This window comes from Candidatus Effluviviaceae Genus I sp. (genome assembly GCA_016867725.1).
GTDB lineage: Bacteria > Joyebacterota > Joyebacteria > Joyebacterales > Joyebacteraceae > VGIX01.
Genome location: VGIX01000015.1, coordinates 1 through 14,692 on the forward strand (window position 1 = coordinate 1; position 14,692 = coordinate 14,692).

At 70.6% G+C, this 14,692-nt stretch carries 14 protein-coding genes; 13 read left to right on the forward strand and 1 reads right to left on the reverse strand.

Features of this window, described 5'->3' with window-relative positions:
- Positions 1-336: large conductance mechanosensitive channel protein MscL (mscL, locus tag FJY74_05105; protein ID MBM3307683.1), on the reverse strand; the 336-nt coding region annotated here is incomplete at its 3' end.
- Positions 337-564: 228 nt separating this feature from the next.
- On the opposite strand from mscL, the gene FJY74_05110 reads away from it, so the two are divergent.
- The 13 genes from FJY74_05110 to groL all read left to right on the forward strand — a co-directional run bounded on the left by FJY74_05110 (position 565) and on the right by groL (position 14,561).
- A complete protein-coding gene (locus tag FJY74_05110; GenBank protein MBM3307684.1) occupies positions 565-1,836 on the forward strand; it encodes a PAS domain-containing protein in 1,272 nt (423 codons plus the stop codon).
- Positions 1,833-2,198, forward strand: coding sequence for a response regulator (locus FJY74_05115; protein MBM3307685.1), 366 nt, complete (start codon positions 1,833-1,835; stop codon positions 2,196-2,198). The genes FJY74_05110 and FJY74_05115 overlap by 4 nt, the downstream gene beginning before the upstream one ends.
- Before the next feature lie 29 nt (positions 2,199-2,227).
- Positions 2,228-3,313: a tetratricopeptide repeat protein gene (locus FJY74_05120; protein MBM3307686.1), complete on the forward strand. Its 1,086-nt coding sequence runs from the start codon at positions 2,228-2,230 to the stop codon at positions 3,311-3,313.
- Between the two features lie 61 nt (positions 3,314-3,374).
- Positions 3,375-4,901, forward strand: a complete 1,527-nt coding sequence (locus FJY74_05125; GenBank protein MBM3307687.1) for a hypothetical protein — start codon at positions 3,375-3,377, stop codon at positions 4,899-4,901.
- Positions 4,861-5,730, forward strand: a complete 870-nt coding sequence (locus tag FJY74_05130) for a UbiA family prenyltransferase (GenBank protein ID MBM3307688.1) — start codon at positions 4,861-4,863, stop codon at positions 5,728-5,730. The genes FJY74_05125 and FJY74_05130 overlap by 41 nt, the downstream gene beginning before the upstream one ends.
- Positions 5,731-5,749: 19 nt before the next feature.
- A complete protein-coding gene (locus tag FJY74_05135) occupies positions 5,750-6,571 on the forward strand; it encodes an undecaprenyl-diphosphate phosphatase (protein MBM3307689.1) in 822 nt (273 codons plus the stop codon).
- Positions 6,572-6,597: 26 nt separating this feature from the next.
- Positions 6,598-7,962 carry a DUF4139 domain-containing protein gene (locus FJY74_05140; protein ID MBM3307690.1) on the forward strand — a complete coding sequence of 455 codons (1,365 nt, stop codon included), beginning with the start codon at positions 6,598-6,600 and terminating at the stop codon, positions 7,960-7,962.
- 3 nt (positions 7,963-7,965) lie between these two features.
- The gene (locus FJY74_05145) at positions 7,966-8,682 is read left to right on the forward strand and encodes a DUF4115 domain-containing protein (protein MBM3307691.1); all 717 of its coding nucleotides are present in this window, start codon (positions 7,966-7,968) and stop codon (positions 8,680-8,682) included.
- Positions 8,683-8,695: 13 nt separating this feature from the next.
- Positions 8,696-10,816 carry an excinuclease ABC subunit UvrB gene (gene uvrB, locus FJY74_05150; GenBank protein ID MBM3307692.1) on the forward strand — a complete coding sequence of 707 codons (2,121 nt, stop codon included), beginning with the start codon at positions 8,696-8,698 and terminating at the stop codon, positions 10,814-10,816.
- Positions 10,813-11,670 carry a carboxylating nicotinate-nucleotide diphosphorylase gene (gene nadC, locus FJY74_05155; GenBank protein MBM3307693.1) on the forward strand — a complete coding sequence of 286 codons (858 nt, stop codon included), beginning with the start codon at positions 10,813-10,815 and terminating at the stop codon, positions 11,668-11,670. The genes uvrB and nadC overlap by 4 nt, the downstream gene beginning before the upstream one ends.
- Before the next feature lies 1 nt (position 11,671).
- The gene (locus FJY74_05160; GenBank protein MBM3307694.1) at positions 11,672-12,439 is read left to right on the forward strand and encodes a type III pantothenate kinase; all 768 of its coding nucleotides are present in this window, start codon (positions 11,672-11,674) and stop codon (positions 12,437-12,439) included.
- 154 nt (positions 12,440-12,593) lie between these two features.
- Entirely contained in the window at positions 12,594-12,896 is a 303-nt protein-coding gene (groES, locus tag FJY74_05165; GenBank protein ID MBM3307695.1) for a co-chaperone GroES, read from the forward strand.
- Between the two features lie 33 nt (positions 12,897-12,929).
- The gene (gene groL / locus FJY74_05170) at positions 12,930-14,561 is read left to right on the forward strand and encodes a chaperonin GroEL (protein MBM3307696.1); all 1,632 of its coding nucleotides are present in this window, start codon (positions 12,930-12,932) and stop codon (positions 14,559-14,561) included.
- Positions 14,562-14,692 lie beyond the last annotated feature (131 nt).

The following is a 14,692-nucleotide window of genomic DNA, read 5'->3' on the forward strand; positions in this document are numbered from 1 at the left end:
CTTGAGCCTGTTCATCTGTGAGATGAGGAGGAACACGGAGAACGCGACGATGAGGAAGCTGATGATGGCGTTGAAGAAGACGCCGTAGTTGAGGGTCACGGCTCCTGCGCCCTTCGCGGCGGCCAGCGACGCGTACGGCCCCTGCGTCGCGCCTTCCTTGAGCACGATGAAGAGGTTGCTGAAGTCCACGTTGCCGAGCAGAAGACCGATGGGGGGCATGATGACGTCGGCGACGAGCGACGAGACGATGGCGCCGAACGCCGCGCCGATGATGATGCCCACGGCCATGTCCACGACGTTCCCGCGGAGCGCGAACTCCTTGAACTGCTTGAGCATGGTCCCTCCCTTGTTCAGCGACCTGCCCTCTCATAGCGTCTCTGCCCGCCGCATGTCAAGCGCTTCGTGCCGGCGAGTCCCGCGCAGCGTCGGCGGCTTCGAGGGGGCCTTCGACCTTGACACCCTCAGGGACTCGCACTACCATGACGCCGGCGGAGGGGGTCCGGCGCGGCCGGCTTCCGCCTCGAGCGGGCGAGATGCGGTACGAAGCGCCTGGGGCGTTCCCCGATGCTCTTCACGGCCATTCGCGTTCAGGAGGTGCTGCCCTGCCTCGGCGTCGGCCTTGCCGCCGGCGCGGTGGCGGGGTGGCTCGTGGCCCGCGCGGCGGCGGGGCGCTCCGCGAAGCTGCAGGGCGAGATCCGGCGGAGCAAACGCCAGCTGCAGGCCATCTTCGACGGCATCACCGACGGCCTCATCATCGTGGACCGCGAGTTCCGCATCGTGGCCGTGAACAAGGCCGAGGCGTCCTTCCTGGGCAGGGAACCGCAGGACCTCGTCGGCCGGCCGTGCTACGAGGTCTACTGCCGCGGGGATGAGCCGTGCGAGCTCTGCCCCGCCCACGAGACCTTCGCGAAGGGGAACGTCGCCCTCGTGTCGAAGCCGGAGCTGGCCGGCGGCTATCACAGGAAGGGAGTCGACGTCTACACGTTCCCCGTCGTGGACGAACACGGCACGACGGTTCAGGCGATCCAGTACATCAAGGACATCACGGACCGCATGAAGCTCCAGAAGCAGCTCCGAGAGGTGGAGCAGCTGACGGGCATCGGGCACATGGCCGCCAACGTGGCGCACGAGATCCGCAACCCGCTCATCGCGGTCGGAGGCTTCGCGCGGCGGCTGCACGAGCAGCTCACCGAGGACGACCCGCGCAGGGAGTTCACGGAGGTCATTCTCGAGGAGGTCACGCGGCTCGAGCAGATCCTCCGGGAGCAGCTCACGCTCGAGAAGCACCTCGTGCCTGTCATGGGCCCCGTGGACATCAACCAGATCCTCAAGGACGTCCGGAAGCTCCTGTCGCACGGCATCCTCTCGTCGCACATCAGCGTCGTGGGCGACCTCGCGGAGGGCCTGCCCATCACGATGGGCGACGCCAACCAGCTCAAGCAGGCCTTCCTCAACGTGACATCGAACGCGATCCAGTCGATGCCTCAGGGCGGCAGGCTCACGATCGCGACGCTCCAGAGAGGCGAGTGGATCGTCGTCCGGATCAGCGACACGGGGCCGGGGATCGCGCCGGAGCACCTCGACAAGCTGTTCGTGCCGTTCTTCACGACGCGCGCGGCCGGGTCGGGGCTCGGCCTCGCCGTGACGAAGCGGATCGTCGACAACCACGGAGGGGAGATCACCGTCGAGAGCCGCGAGGGAGAGGGCTCGGCGTTCGAGATCTCGCTGCCGATCATGCACAGCACGCAGGAGTTCGAGCACCGGAAGCTCTACGGCCGGACCGGAGCCGACGGAGGCCGAACGGACGGCGCTGAGGGAACCGGAGGACCAGGATGACAAAGCTCCTTGTTGTGGACGACGAGAAGAACATCCGGCGGCTCTACGAGAGCGAGCTCAAGCAGGAGGGCTACGAGGTGGATACCGCGGAGAGCGCCGAGGATGCCCTGAAGCTTATCGCGAAGTCGCCGCCCGATCTCGTGATCCTCGACATACGGCTCGACGGCATGGACGGCATCGACTGCCTGCGGACGATCATGGAGAAGCGGCGCGACCTGCCCGTGATCCTCAACTCGGCCTACTCGACGTACAAGCAGGACTTCGCGTCGTGGATGGCCGACGCGTACGTCGTGAAGTCGGCCGATCTCACGGAGCTCAAGCAGAAGGTCCGCGAGGTGCTTGCGAAGCGGGGGCGCGCCTAGGGACGGGGCGCCGACCGGAGGGCGAGGCCATGTGGACGAGAGCGAAACGGCCGGCCGCGGGCGCCCGCGCGACGAGACCGCCGGCGGACGAGCCCGAGGCGCTCCTGGGCCTGACGGCTGAGTACATGGACGAGGGCCGTTACGCGGACGCCGTCGTCGTCCTCCAGCAGCTCCTCGCGCGTCGGCCGAACGCCGTCGACGCCATGCTGGCGTGCGGGGTGTGCTACCGGAAGCTCGGTTTGCTCGACCCGGCGGCCCACGAGTTCGAGCGGGCCGCGAGGACCAACCCGGCGAGCGCCGCGGCGCGGTACAACCTGGGCCGCGTGTACGATCTCATGGGGCGGCACGAGGACGCCCTGAGGGAGCATCGCCGGGCGATCGAGATCGCGCCCGACGATCCGGAACCCTACTACAGGATCGGCGTGACGCACGCCCGGCGCGACGAGTACGAGGAAAGCGAGGCGTGGTATCGGAAGGCGATCGAGATCGATCCCGCCTGCGCGAAGGCGCACACCAACCTCGGATACGTTCTCGACCGCATGGGCCGGACCGACGAGGCCATCGTCGAGTTCAAGCGGGCCATCGAGATCGACCCCGAGAACGCCGTGCGGCACCTGAATCTCGGCGCCATGTACGGCGAGCGCGGCATGCTTCGCGATGCCGTCGCCGAGTTCCGGAAGGCCGTGGAGATCGACGGCGCGAGCGGGGAGGCCCGCTTCAACCTCGGCGCCGCGCTCCTGCGGCTCGGGGACGTGGACGACGCGCTTCCCGAACTCGAGCTCGCCGTCAAGTACGCCGCGGACAGCGCGGAGGCGCACTTCCAGCTCGGCGTGGCGCTGTCGAGGAAGGCGCTCTTCGGGCGCGCGGTCGCCGAGTTCCAGCGCGCGATCGTGCTCGCCGGCGAGCGCCCCGGCGTCTCCCGTCACCTCGGCGCGGCGCTCGCGGCGCTCGGCAGGCTGGAGGACGCCGAGCGATGCCTGCGGACGGCGCTCAAGGGCGACCCCGGCGACCACGCGGCGACGTACCAGCTCGCGGTGGTCGTCGACAGGCTGGGCCGCAGCCTCGAGGCTTCGGACCTCTACCGCAGGGCGGACCGGCTCAAGGCGACCGCGTGAGCTGAGCGCGGCCGGCGACCGGGCGCGGGGCGCGGCGCCGCGCGCCCGGGATCGGAGGAACGTGACGCTGTGCGCGCTCATCTGCCTCGTCGCGCTGGCGGCGGCGCCGCGCCCGCCTGCCGACGTGCCCCTGTCGCACTGGGCCTACCCGCTGCTCGAGCGACTCGCCTCGCGGGGCGTTCTCGATCTCGATCTCACGACGCGGCCCGTCTCGCGCGCCGCGGTCGCGGACGCGCTGCGCGCGGCGGACGCCGACGAGGCGTCACGGGCCGCGGAACTCACCGAGCGGGAGTCCTGGGCCATCGACAGGCTGCGGGCCGAGTTCCTGAGGGCCGAGGTGGACGCGCCCGTATTCTCGGCGCGGGACGAGGCGGCGGCCGTCGGCCTCGGCGTGCGCGCGCTCACGTCGTACGAGCGGGCCGCCTTCCACGACGACGCAGACGACGGCCGGCCGGACGTCTCGGTCACGGTGTCGTACGACCTCTGGGGCGGCGTGAGCGACGCCGTCGGGTTCTACTCCGAGGCGGACGTCGTGCTCGGGGGGCAGGAGGGGGCGAGGACGGAGCGGCTGTCGAGCCGGGCGCGCACCTGGCGCGGCGTCGCGGCGACCGCGGAGCTTGCGTACCTCAAGCTCGAGCGGCCCGGCTACTCGGTGGCCGTCGGGCGGCGCGACCCGGCGTGGGGGCGCTCCGAGCGGGGCCGGCTTCTGATCTCCGGGTCCGCAGCGACGATGGACGAGCTCGAGGCGAGGTTCACCGTCGGCCCCTGGTCGTTCCTCGCGCTCCACGGTCTGCTGGAGCGACCGCCCGACGCGCGCGACGGCCTCGGCGAGGACGAACGGGTCTTCCTGGCCGCCCATCGCGTGTCGGTGCGGGGAGCTCTGGGCAGCATCTCCGTCAGCGAGGCGGTCGTGTACAGCTCGGTGATGCCCGACCCGGTGTACCTGAACCCGCTCGTTCCCTTCTACCTCTCCCAGCACAACGAGCGGTCCGACGACAACGTGCTCTGGGCGCTTGACTTCCTCGCGCGACCGCGCCGCGGTCTGGACCTCTACGGCGAGTTCGTCGTGGACGATCTGCAGTACGAGAGGTCCACGGGGCATCCGGACAAGTACGGTGCGACCGTCGGCCTCACCGCCTACGCCGCGCCGCTCGGCATCGACGCGGAGATCACCGCGGAGTACAGCAACGTGCGCAAGTGGACGTACACGCATCAGCTTCCGTGGCACGCGGTCGCGCAGGACGGAAAGCCCCTGGGATTCGAGCTCGGGCCCGACGCCGACCGCCTCACGCTTGAGGTCACGGCGCACCCGTCGCCGGCGTGGTCGGTCGGCGTGTCGTACTCCAGGGCGAGGAAGGGCGAAGGGACGATCGTCGAGCCGTTCGAGCAGGGCTCCGATCCGGACCCGTCGTTCCCGTCGGGCGTCGTGGAGACGACGGACCGCGTCGGCGTGGAGTGCTCGTACGAGAACCTGGATGGGCTCCGCGCGTTCCTGTCGGCCGCGGGGGTCTTCGTGAGGAACCGGGATCACGGCCCGGAGGACGACCATGGGTGGGAGGTCCGCGCCGGGATCGGCTTCCGCATCTGACGCGCGCGCTCTCGTCAGGCTCGCGCGGCCCGCGAACGGCCTGATCGCCGCGTGCGCGGTCGTCGTGGGCGCCGTGGTGTCGCGCAGGCCGCCGGACCTCGCGCCTGCGCTCGTGGCAGCCCTCTCGGCCTTCGCCGCGACGGCGGGCGCGAACGCGCTCAACGACGTTCTCGACCGCGCGGCCGATGCCGTGAACAGGCCGGGACGGCCCATCCCGTCGGGCGCGGTCGGCGTGCGGCCGGCGGTCGCGCTGGCGTTCGCCGGATACGCGGCCGCGCTCGGCCTGGCGCTCGCGCTCTCGGCGTGGGCGGGCGCGCTCGCGGCGGCGTGGGTGGTCCTCACGGCCCTCTACTCCGTGGAGCTCAAGCGCGTGCCGCTCGCGTCGAACGCGCTCGTCGCCGCGGTGGCCGCCTCGCCGCTTCTCATGGGAGGCATCTCGCAGGGGAGGGCGGGACCGACCGTGGTGCCGCTCGGGTTGGCGTTCCTCGCGCACCTGGCAAGGGAGATCGCGAAGGATGTCGAGGACGTCGAGGGGGACGCCGCGACCGGTGTGCGGACCATCGCGGTGGCGCTGGGGTCGAAGCGGGCGATGGGGCTTTCGAGGATCGTGATGGTGGCCCTCATGGGCGCGGCGGTCGTGCCGTTCGCTGCCCGGACCTTCGGCTGGGGTTACGCGGCCGCGCTGGTGGTGATCGACGCGCTCCTGGTCCTCGCGCTCGTGCGGACGGCCGGCAGAGCGGATCGCGAGGCTGCCGGTCGCGCCTCGCTCCTGCTCAAGTGCGTGATGGCGCTCGGGCTGCTGGCGTTCGTGCTTGGCGTCGTGTGGTGACGGAGAGGGCTCCCCGAACATGACCGTTCTCGAGGGCATCCTGCTCGGAGTGCTCCAGGGCCTCACCGAGTTCCTTCCGGTGTCGAGCTCCGGGCATCTTGCCCTGGCGCAGCGGCTGCTCGGCGTCACGACCCCCGGCGTCAGGTTCGAGGTGCTTGTGCACCTCGCGACCGCGGTGGCCGTCGTGGCCCTCTTCCGGCGGCGCGTCGCCGCGGTCCTCGGGGCGCTGGCGGCGTGGCCGTTCCGGCACGTCCGGGGCGCGCGCCGCTGGTCCGCCGCCCAAGCCGCCGACGCGCGGCTGGGGTTCCATCTGGCGCTCGGTACCGTGCCCGCGGCTGTGGTAGGCTATCTGTTCGAGTCCCGCGTCGAGCAGGCCTTCGATGACGTCCGGCTCGTGTCCGGGCTCCTGATCGTCACGGGGTTCGTTCTGTGGAGCACGCGGCTCGTGACGGGCCGCGGGCGAAGCGCCGAGACCTGGCGCGACGCGCTCGTCGTCGGTGTCGCTCAGGCGGCCGCCGTGCTGCCGGGGCTCTCGCGCTCGGGCGCGACCGTCTCGGCGGGGCTGCTCGGGGGTCTCGACCGCAGGCGGGCGGCGGAGTTCTCCTTCCTGCTGTCCGTTCCCATCATCGTGGGCGCGGCGGCGGTGAACCTGAGCGACGCGTTCCGCGCCGGCGCGGCGCCGCCGCCCGCCGAGGTCGCCGGAGCGGTCGTGGCCTTCGTGTGCGCGCTGCCGGCGATCGCCGTCTTCGTGAAGGCGATCTCCGCGGGCCGTGTTCACCGGTTCTCGTACTACTGCTGGGCGGTCGGGGCGGTCGGCCTTCTGCTCACCGCGATGCCGTGAGTCCCACCACCGAAGGAGGTTGTGCCGTGAGAGCGATGTTCTGTGTTCTCGCCGCGCTCGGCGCCGTCATCGGCCTCGCCGCGGGCGCCGTCGCGCAACAGGAGACGGCGCTGACCGTGTACAACACCGACCTCGCCCTCGTGAAGGACGCCAGGACGATCGCGCTCGAGAAGGGCGCCCAGGAGGTCCGCTTCCCGGACGTGGCCGCGCGCATCGACCCGACGAGCGTGCACTTCCGCGTGCTGAGCGGCGGAGAGGCGTCGGTGTGGGAGCAGAACTACCGGTTCGACCTGGCCAGCCCCTGGGCCATCCTCGACAAGTACCTCGAGAAGGACATCGACGTCGTGACCGACGACGCCGACCTCTTCGCGGGGCGGCTCGTGAGCTTCGACCAGAGCGGCATCGTGCTCGATCAGGGGAAGGGGAGCGGCCCCATCGTCACGCTCAACCGCGACAAGCTCACGTACGTCCGCTTTCCGAGCCTGCCCGCCGGCCTCATCTCGCGGCCGTCGCTCGTGTGGAAGATCGGCGCGGCGAGCGCGGGGCCGCGGAAGGTCGAGGTGACGTACCTGACGGGGGGCGTCAGCTGGCACGCGGAGTACGTGGGGGTGGTGTCCAGCGACGACCGACGCGTTGACCTCGCGGCGTGGGTGTCCGTGGACAACCGCTCGGGCGCGACGTACGAGAACGCGCAGCTCGACCTCGTGGCCGGCGACGTGCACCGGGCGCCGACGCCGCTGGACGGGCGGCGCTTGGCGAAGGCGGACATGGTCGAGGCGCCTGCTGCGGCACCCGAGTTCAGGAGCGAGGAGCTCTTCGAGTACCACCTCTACAAGCTGGACACGCCGGCGACCGTCGCGGACCGCGAGATCAAACAGCTCGCGTTCTTCCCGAGCACCGGCGTCGCCGTCGCCAAGGTGCTCGAACTGGACGCGTGGAAGGGCGGCGACGTGCGCGTGCTCCTCGAGTTCCCGAACTCGAAGGCGTCGGGGATCGGCCGTCCGCTTCCCGCCGGCACCGTGCGCATGTACAAGGAAGACTCGACGAGGGCCCTGCAGTTCATCGGAGAGGACCGCATCGGGCACACGCCGGTGGACGAGAACGTGAGCCTGTACCTCGGCAACGCGTTCGACGTGAAGGCCGAGCGAAAGCAGACCGACGCGCGGAGGATCTCGGGCCGCGTCCGCGAGGAGGACTGGGAGATCGTCATCAGGAACCACAAGAAGGAGGACGTCGTCGTGCGCGTCGTCGAGCACCCGTACGGGTTCTGGACGATCACGAGCGCGACGCACGAGCACGTGAAGAAGGAGGCCTACCGGGTCGAGTTCTCGGTGCCCGCGAAGGCAGGCGGGGAGGCGGTCCTCAGGTACACGGTGCGGTACCAGGAGTAGAGCATGGAGTCCGTGGGCGAGCTCCTGAGGAAGGCGAGGGAATCCCAGGGGAAGACGGTCGAAGAGGTCGCCAAGGTCACGCGGATGACCGCGGGCACGATCGAGGCGCTCGAGGACGACAGGTACAACGCGCTCCCTGCGCTGGTCTACGTCAAGAGCCACATCCGGGCGTACGCGCGGTATCTCGGCCTCGATGAGCAGACCGTGCTCGACAGGTACCTTCGCTTCACGCAGCAGCAGGAGACCGCGGAGCCCGACGAGTGGGACGCCGTGGAGATGCAGCGCGCCCAGAAGCGACGGACGACGTCGAAGCGGGCGCTGTGGGTCGTCGTGGCGGTCGTGGGCGCCGCCGTCCTGATCGCGGTGGGGATCGGGCTGGCCCGCCGCGCGGCGAGCCCGCCGGAGCCGGCGGCCCCCGCGCAGGAGGCGCCCGGCGCCGCTTTGCGCGACACGGCCATCGTCTGGCAGAAGCTCTCGCTCACCGCCGCGGCGAAGCAGCGCACGTGGGTGCGCGTGGTCGCGGACGGCACGTCGCAGGGCGACGTCACGCTCGAGGTCGGCGAGCGCCACACGTGGCAGGCCGACCGCGAGTTCGTCCTCGACGTCGGGAACGGCGGGGGCGTGGACCTCTACCTGAACGGCGAGTACCTGGGCACGGCGGGAACGGGCCCGCGCGTGGTCGAGGACCTCGTGGTCAACGAGAACGGGATGTCCCGGTAGGGCGGTGGGGGCGATGGCGCGGCCCTTCAGACTCGTGTCGGGGTTCCAGCCGCAGGGCGACCAGGGCAGGGCCATCGCGGACCTCGTCGAGGGCGTCCGGCGGGGCGACCGCTGGCAGACGCTCCTCGGCGTCACCGGCTCGGGCAAGACCTTCACGATGGCGAGCGTCATCGCGGCGTTCGACCGCCCCGCGCTCGTCATGTCGCACAACAAGACCCTCGCGGCGCAGCTCTTCGCCGAGTTCCGCGCGTTCTTTCCCGAGAACGCCGTCGAGTACTTCGTGAGCTACTACGACTACTACCAGCCCGAGGCCTACGTCCCGGTCACGGACACGTACATCGAGAAGGACGCCGACGTCAACGAGGAGATCGACCGCCTGCGCCTCAAGGCGACCGCGTCGCTCCTCGAGCGGCGGGACGTCGTCATCGTCGCGTCCGTCTCGTGCATCTACGGCCTCGGCTCGCCGGAGGCGTACCGCTCGATGCTGGTCGCGCTGTCCGTCGGCGCGCGCGTGGACCGCGACGAGGTGCTGCGTCGGCTCGTGGACATCCAGTACGACCGGAACGACGTGGACTTCGCGCGCGGGACCTTCCGGGTGCGAGGCGACGTCATCGAGGTGCGGCCGTCGTACGAGGAGCGGGCGATCCGCATCGAGCTCGCGGGCGACGAGGTCGCGCGGCTGTCCGTGATCGACCTCGTCACGCGGAAGACGCTCGAGGAGATGGACGCGATCTCGATCTACCCGGCGAAGCACTTCGTGACCACGCAGGAGAACATCGACCGGGCGGTCGGGCGCATCGAGGAGGAGCTTGAGGGGCAGCTCGCGGCGTTCAGGGCGGAGGGCAAGCTCCTCGAGGCGCAGAGGATCGAGACGCGCACGCGGTTCGACATTGAGATGCTGCGCGAGATGGGATACTGCTCCGGCATCGAGAACTACTCGCGGCACCTGGCCGGGCGGGAGGAGGGCGCGCGCCCGGAGGTGCTCCTCGACTACTTCCCGGACGACTTCCTCCTGTTCATCGACGAGTCGCACGTCGCCGTGCCGCAGGTCCGCGGGATGTTCCGCGGGGACCGGTCGCGCAAGGAGACGCTCGTCAAGTACGGGTTCCGGCTTCCGTCGGCCCTGGACAACCGGCCGCTCACGTTCGACGAGTTCGAGGAGTTCATGCGGCAGGTCGTCTTCGTGTCGGCCACGCCGGGCGACTACGAGCTTGAGAAGTGTCAGGGAGTGGTCGTCGAGCAGGTCATCAGACCGACCGGCCTCGTGGACCCCGAGATCGTCGTGCGCCCGGTGACGGGCCAGGTGGACGACCTCCTCGAGGAGATCCGGCGCGAGGTCGAGAAGGGCGGGCGCGTCCTCGCGACGACGCTGACGAAGCGCATGTCCGAGGACCTCACGGACTATCTGCATGGGCTCGGCGTCCGCGTGCGCTACCTCCACTCGGACATCGACGCGCTCGAGCGCGTCGAGATCATCCGCGGGCTTCGGCTTGGCGAGTTCGACGTGCTCGTCGGCATCAACCTCCTCCGCGAGGGGCTCGATCTCCCGGAGGTGTCGCTCGTCGCCGTGCTCGACGCCGACAAGGAGGGGTTCCTGCGCTCGGACACGTCGCTCATCCAGACCGCGGGGCGCGCGGCGCGCAACCTCTGCGGCCGTGTCATCCTCTACGCCGACACCATCACGGGCTCGATGGAGCGGGCGATCGCCGAGACGGAGCGGCGACGGGTCCTGCAGCTTGCGTACAACGAGAAGCACGGCATCGAGCCTAGGAGCATCGTGAAGTCCGTCGACGAGATCATGCGGGCGACGGCGGTGGCCGACGCGAAGACGGACGTCCGGCGCGACGTGGAGCTCATCCAGCTCGACCCGGGGCTCTCGCGTGGCGAGATGATCGCGGTGCTCGAGGAGCAGATGATGAACGCCGCGGCGCGCCTCGAGTTCGAGAAGGCCGCGAGCCTGCGCGACCGCATCGACGAGATCAAGATGTCCGACCTCTGGAGCGGCGAGCGGCAGCCGGGCGAGGGCGGTCCGCGGCCGAGGCCGCAGGCGCACGGGACGGCCAGGGGCAGCATGGCGGCGAAGGGCGTGCTGCACGGGCCGGGGAAGGGCCGGAAGGGGAGGCCCGCGCGATGACGACGCTCGATGCCGGGACGCTGGACCTGGTCCGGCGCGCGCTCGCCGAGGACGTCGGGGCGGGCGACGTCACGACCGACGCGACCGTGGCCGCGGGCGCGGTCGGTCGGGCGGCGATCGTCGCCAAGGCCGCGGGCGTGATCGCGGGGCTCGACGTCGCCGAGGCGGTGTTCCGGGAGCTCGACGGGGACATCGTCTTCGGGGCGCGCGTCGCCGAGGGAGCGCGCGTGGCCGCCGGGGCGGTCGTGGCGACCGTGAGGGGGCGGGCGCGCGCGATCCTCACGGGCGAGCGCACGGCCCTCAACTTCCTCCAGCGGCTGTCTGGCATCGCGACGGCGGCGTCGCGGTACGCCGCGGCGCTCGAGGGCACGGGGGCGCGGCTCCTCGACACGCGGAAGACCGCTCCAGGGATGCGCGCGCTCGAGAAGCGGGCCGTGGCGCTCGGCGGTGGTGCGAACCACCGGATGGGCCTGTGGGACATGGCCCTCGTGAAGGACAACCACATCGCGGCCGCGGGCGGCGTCGCGCGGGCCGTCGAGCGCGTCAAGGCGGCCCGGCCTGACCTTGCGGTCGAGGTGGAGGTGACGACGCTCGACGGCCTCCGCGAGGCACTCGCGGCCGGCGCGGACCGCGTGATGCTCGACAACATGTCCGAGGCGGACATGCGCGACGCGGTCCGCGCCGCGCGCGCCGCCCCGCGGCCGCCCGAGATTGAGATCTCGGGCGGCGTGAGCCTCGAGAACGTGCGGGCGCTCGCGTCGCTCCGGCCGGACTTCATCTCCGTGGGCGCGGTCACGCACTCCGCGCCCGCGCTGGACTTGAGCCTTACGCTCGAGACGGAAGGGAGCGGGTGAGATGCTGCTCGCGATCGACGTGGGGAACACGAACGTCGTCATCGGGGTGGTTGACGCCGGAGCGATCCGGCGGCGCTGGCGCATCACGAGCGACGCGGCGCGCACAGCGGACGAGCACGGGATGGTCCTCCGTCAGCTCTGCAGGCAGTCCGGCATCGATCTGTCGGCGATCTCCGGTGCCATCGTCTGCTCGGTCGTTCCCGCGCTCACGGCGTCGTTCGTCGCGATGCTCGAGGACGTGGGCGGTGTGGAGCCCGTGGTCGTGGGGCCCGACCTGGACCTCGGCATCGCGATCGACTACCGCGATCCCCGCGAGGTTGGTCCCGATCGGCTCGCGAACGCGGTCGGGGCGCTGAGCGTCGTGGACGGCGACGCGATCGTCGTGGACTTCGGCACGGCGACCACGTTCGACGTCGTCTCGGCCGACCGCCGCTACCTTGGCGGCGCGATCGCCCCCGGGCTCCTGACCTCCGCCGAGACGCTCTTCAGGAAGGCCGCTCTCCTGCACGGCGTGGCGCTGGACCCGCCCGAGGTGGCCATCGGGCGCTCGACGGAGGAGTCGCTCCGGTCGGGGATCCTCATCGGGGCCGCCGGCCAGGTGAACGAGATCGTGCGCAGGATCGCCGAGGAGTGGGGCGCCGAGCCGACCGTCGTCGCGACGGGCGGCCTGGCCGAGCGCATCGCCCCGCTCACGGAGGCGATCGACATCGTCGAGCCAGACCTCACCCTGCGCGGGCTCGCTCTCATCCATGAACGTGTCAAGGGATGACGAGGGGCCCGGGGCAAATACCACTTGCGCACCCCGAGGGCCTCGCATAGATTAGCAGTCCGGCTTTTCGAGTGCTAGCCCGGCGCGCCGTCCCGCGGGCGGGAGGCGGCGGGCGAGAAGGAACGAGGGACACACCCACAAGAGGGAGGGAGCGATGGCGGCGAAGAAGCTCAACATCAGGCCCCTGAGCAACCGCGTGCTGGTCAAGAGGCTCGAGGAGGAGATGCAGAAGACGGCGGGCGGGATCATCGTGCCGGACACCGCGAAGGAGAAGCCCCAGCGCGGCAAGATCGTGGCCGTCGGCCCGGGCCGCCTCACCGACGAGGGCGAGCGCATCAAGGTCGAGGTGAAGGTCGGCGACGAGATCCTCTTCGGCAAGTGGTCCGGCAGCGAGATCACGATCGACGGCGACGAGTACCTCTTCATGAAGGACGACGACATTCTGGCGGTTCTCTAGACGCGGGCCCTGGACGAGGTGAGGGAGAGCAGCATGGCAAAGCAGGTCGAGTTCGATTCCGCAGCACGGGAGCACCTGAGGCGCGGCGTGGACAAGCTCGCCGACGCCGTCCGCGTCACGCTCGGCCCGAGGGGCCGGAACGTCGTGCTGGACAAGAAGTACGGCTCGCCGATCATCACGAACGACGGCGTCACGATCGCGAAGGAGATCGAGCTTGAGGACCCCTACGAGAACATGGGGGCCCAGATGCTCAAGGAAGTCGCCACGAAGACGGCGGACGTGGCCGGCGACGGGACGACGACGGCGATCGTGCTCGCGCAGTCCATGGTCGCGCAGGGACTCCGCAACGTGACCGCGGGCGCCAACCCGATGCGCCTCAAGCGGGGCATCGAGAAGGCCGTGGACGCGGCGATCGCCGAGCTCAAGAAGATGAGCCACCCGATCAAGGACCGCAAGGAAATCGCGCAGGTCGCGACGGTCTCCTCGAACAACGACTCGGAGATCGGAAGCCTCCTCGCGGACGCGATGGAGAAGGTGGGCCGGGACGGCGTCATCACGGTCGAGGAGGCGAAGAGCATCGAGACCTCGCTCGAGGTCGTCGAGGGCATGCAGTTCGACCGCGGGTACCTGTCGCCCTACTTCGTCACCGACGCCGAGCGCATGGAGGCCGTCGTGGAGGACGCGTACATCCTCATCCACGACAAGAAGATCTCCGCGATGAAGGACCTCGTGCCGGTGCTCGAGCGGATCGCCCAGACCGGCCGGCCGTTCCTTCTCGTGGCCGAGGACGTCGAGGGCGAGGCCCTGGCGACGCTCGTCGTGAACAAGCTCCGCGGCACCATCCAGTGCGTGGCCGTGAAGGCGCCCGGCTTCGGCGACCGCCGGAAGGCGATGCTCGAGGACGTCGCGGCGCTCACGGGCGGCACGGTCATCGCCGAGGAGAAGGGTCTCAAGCTCGAGAACACCACGCTCCAGGACCTCGGCCGCGCCAAGCGCATCGTGGTCGACAAGGAGAACACGACGATCATCGAGGGCGCGGGCAAGAAGGCCGACATCAAGGGCAGGATCGAGCAGATCCGCGCTGAGATCGAGCACTCCACCTCGGACTACGACAAGGAGAAGCTCCAGGAGCGTCTGGCGCGCCTGGCCGGCGGCGTGGCGGTCGTGCACGTCGGCGCGGCGACCGAGAGCGCCATGAAGGAGAAGAAGGCGCGCGTCGAGGACGCGCTGCATGCCACGCGGGCCGCGGTGGAGGAGGGGATCGTGGTGGGCGGCGGCGTGGCGTTGCTCCGCGCGGCGACCGCGGTGAAGGCCATCAAGGAGAAGGACGGCGACGCGCGCACCGGCATCGAGATCGTGGTGAAGGCGCTCGAGGCGCCGATCCGGCAGATCGCGGCGAACGCGGGCGCCGAGGGCTCGATCGTCGTCGAGCAGGTCCGTTCGAACCAGAGCGTGTCCTTCGGCTACAACGCCGACGTCCACCAGTACACCGACCTCATCAAGGCGGGGATCGTCGACCCGACCAAGGTCGTGCGGACGGCGCTCCAGAACGCCTCGAGCGTGGCGAGTCTCCTGCTCACCACCGAGGCCATCCTGACCGACAAGCCCGAGCCGAAGAAGAGGCCGCCGGCGATGCCGCCGGGCGGCGGCGAGGACATGTACTAGAGCGCGGCGGACGGGCGTGGGGCGGCGGCCCCGCGCTGTGTGCGGGCGATCGTGGGCGGCGGGCCGCTTCCTTCGGGGGGCGGCCCGCGCGCTTGAGAGGAAGCCACGGGGTGGGCGCGGCGCGACACCTC

Coding starts and splice junctions, on each gene's coding strand:
- FJY74_05110 (MBM3307684.1), top strand. CDS start 565: ATGCTCTTCACGGCCATTCGCGTTCAGGAGGTGCTGCCCTGCCTCGGC.
- FJY74_05115 (MBM3307685.1), top strand. CDS start 1,833: ATGACAAAGCTCCTTGTTGTGGACGACGAGAAGAACATCCGGCGGCTC.
- FJY74_05120 (MBM3307686.1), top strand. CDS start 2,228: ATGTGGACGAGAGCGAAACGGCCGGCCGCGGGCGCCCGCGCGACGAGA.
- FJY74_05130 (MBM3307688.1), top strand. CDS start 4,861: ATGGGTGGGAGGTCCGCGCCGGGATCGGCTTCCGCATCTGACGCGCGC.
- FJY74_05135 (MBM3307689.1), top strand. CDS start 5,750: ATGACCGTTCTCGAGGGCATCCTGCTCGGAGTGCTCCAGGGCCTCACC.
- FJY74_05145 (MBM3307691.1), top strand. CDS start 7,966: ATGGAGTCCGTGGGCGAGCTCCTGAGGAAGGCGAGGGAATCCCAGGGG.
- uvrB (MBM3307692.1), top strand. CDS start 8,696: ATGGCGCGGCCCTTCAGACTCGTGTCGGGGTTCCAGCCGCAGGGCGAC.
- nadC (MBM3307693.1), top strand. CDS start 10,813: ATGACGACGCTCGATGCCGGGACGCTGGACCTGGTCCGGCGCGCGCTC.
- FJY74_05160 (MBM3307694.1), top strand. CDS start 11,672: ATGCTGCTCGCGATCGACGTGGGGAACACGAACGTCGTCATCGGGGTG.
- groES (MBM3307695.1), top strand. CDS start 12,594: ATGGCGGCGAAGAAGCTCAACATCAGGCCCCTGAGCAACCGCGTGCTG.
- groL (MBM3307696.1), top strand. CDS start 12,930: ATGGCAAAGCAGGTCGAGTTCGATTCCGCAGCACGGGAGCACCTGAGG.